Genomic DNA, 1,830 nt, shown 5'->3' with positions numbered 1-1,830 from the left:
TTAACAGTCATGAATCAGAGCCTCCAGAGAACCTGAATGGCCCAGCCGAGACACGACACCAGCCAAACCAAAGTGAAAACTTGCAGAACCAAACGCAGGCCAACCGGCTTGATGTAGTCCATCCAAATGTCGCGCATGCCCACCCACACGTGGTAGGCCAAGGCAATGAAGATCGTGAAGGTCAGGGCCTTCATCCATTGGGTGCTGAAGATGCCAGCCCATTTGTCGTAACCGATGCTGCCAGTGGTCAGCAGCACTTGGGCCAAGACCACGGCGGTGAAGATCACCATCAGGGCGGCAGTGACGCGTTGGGCCAGCCAATCGCGCAAGCCATAGTGCGCGCCCACGACGACGCGCTTGGAACCGTAATTCACGGACATTGTGTTGCTCCTAGGAAATCAATAAAGGCCAAACAGCTTGGCACCCAAGACAGCGGTCAGCCCCAAGCTCAAGGCCAAGGTGACGACAGCAGAGGACTTGCCAAATTCTTTGGTCACCGCATGGCACATGTCCATGTAGAGGTGGCGAATGCCGGCAATGATGTGGTGCAAATAAGACCAGATGATGGCCAAGGCCACCAGTTTGATGAACCAGCCCGGCACAAAACCCAGGCCGATGTTGAACGCTGCGCTGAATTTGGCAAACGAAATTTCGGAGGACACCGAGGTGTCGAACATCCAAATGATGAAAGGCAGCAACAAGAACATGATGGCGCCGCTGATGCGGTGCAAGATGGACACAATGCCCGCCGCCGGGAGGCGGTAGGTGGGCAAGTCCGTCAAGGCGTTGATGTTGCGGAACTCAGGCCGCTTTTTGGCAAGCTCGGTCATGGGTAGGGGTCTTTCTTCGGGTTTGTCTGCATATGAAAACAACTTTTCATTCTATTGCACCGCAAGTAACTGACAGGAGGGTTTCATGCATCAGCTCAGAACGTTACGGTAATGATGGGTGTCTGTTCGGTACAAGCCACGGCGCAACTCCATGGCCGTGTCGTTGTAGGTGTAAGCCACACGTTCGACGCTGAGCAAGGGCGTGTGGAGGTTGACGGCCAACAGGGCGGCCTGCTCTGCGTCGGGGTTGACGGCACGGATGCTCTCATCGGCCCGCACCATGCGCACGCCGAACTCGGTTTCAAACATCGCGTACATGGCACCTTGGTGACGGGTCAGCCGCTCGGCGGTCAAGCCCTTGAACGGGGTGCCGGGCAACCACAGGTCTTCCAAGATGGTCGGCACGCCGGCGAAAGAGAGCACGCGGCGCACTTGCAGCACCGAGTCACCGGTGCGTAAATTCAAGGCGCGGGCCACCTCGGCAGTGGCGCGCAGGCGCTTGCAGTCGATGATGGTGCGCGCCGCTGGGCCTTCGCTGTGGGTGTCGCCGTTGTCGGGTTGCAACTTCAAAAAACGGTACTGCACCTGGTGCTCGGCATGGGTGGCCACAAAGGTGCCTTTGCCTTGGCGGCGCACCACCAAGTTTTCGGCTGAGAGCTCGTCGATGGCTTTGCGCACCGTGCCCTGGCTGACCCGAAAGCGCGCAGCCAAGTCCATCTCGCTGGGGATGGCTTCGCCGGGCTTCCACTCGCCCGATTGCAAACTTTGCAAGATCAGCCCTTTGATTTGCTGGTACAGCGGGCTGAAGGCCGGGGTGAGCCCGGCTTGCAAGGCGGCCAGGCCCCTGTCTCTTATACACATCTGACGCTGCCGACGATAAGGCTCGTGTAGATCTCGGTGGTCGCATGGTGCGCGCCGTAGAAAAAATTCGGGCTGTATTGCCAGATGTTGAGCAATGCGCTTTGCTCAGGATAACAGCGCACACTCCACTTCTAAGCGT

The 1,830-nt window shown here is 58.0% G+C and carries 3 protein-coding genes and 1 pseudogene; 1 reads left to right on the top strand and 3 read right to left on the bottom strand.

Annotated elements, in window-relative coordinates:
* Positions 1-14 precede the first annotated feature (14 nt).
* The 3 genes from sdhD to ACKWJN_RS10805 all read right to left on the bottom strand — a co-directional run bounded on the left by sdhD (position 15) and on the right by ACKWJN_RS10805 (position 1,691).
* Positions 15-380, bottom strand: coding sequence for a succinate dehydrogenase, hydrophobic membrane anchor protein (gene sdhD / locus ACKWJN_RS10815; protein WP_408596788.1), 366 nt, complete (start codon positions 378-380; stop codon positions 15-17).
* A gap of 18 nt (positions 381-398) precedes the next feature.
* Entirely contained in the window at positions 399-830 is a 432-nt protein-coding gene (gene sdhC, locus ACKWJN_RS10810; protein WP_408596786.1) for a succinate dehydrogenase, cytochrome b556 subunit, read from the bottom strand.
* A gap of 90 nt (positions 831-920) precedes the next feature.
* Positions 921-1,691 carry a GntR family transcriptional regulator gene (locus tag ACKWJN_RS10805; RefSeq protein ID WP_408596784.1) on the bottom strand — a complete coding sequence of 257 codons (771 nt, stop codon included), beginning with the start codon at positions 1,689-1,691 and terminating at the stop codon, positions 921-923.
* Between the two features lie 26 nt (positions 1,692-1,717).
* Between ACKWJN_RS10805 and ACKWJN_RS10800 the strand changes: the two are divergent.
* Positions 1,718-1,830: pseudogene (locus ACKWJN_RS10800) on the top strand (UTRA domain-containing protein); the annotation flags it as partial.

The sequence above is a fragment of the Limnohabitans sp. genome, assembly GCF_046052825.1.
GTDB lineage: Bacteria > Pseudomonadota > Gammaproteobacteria > Burkholderiales > Burkholderiaceae_C > Limnohabitans.
This window is presented reverse-complemented; position numbering and strand designations above follow the sequence as displayed.

Bases quoted from the DNA above. Each gene is read 5' to 3' on its own strand.
- sdhD (WP_408596788.1), bottom strand. From the start codon at position 380: ATGTCCGTGAATTACGGTTCCAAGCGCGTCGTCGTGGGCGCGCACTAT.
- sdhC (WP_408596786.1), bottom strand. From the start codon at position 830: ATGACCGAGCTTGCCAAAAAGCGGCCTGAGTTCCGCAACATCAACGCC.
- ACKWJN_RS10805 (WP_408596784.1), bottom strand. From the start codon at position 1,691: ATGTGTATAAGAGACAGGGGCCTGGCCGCCTTGCAAGCCGGGCTCACC.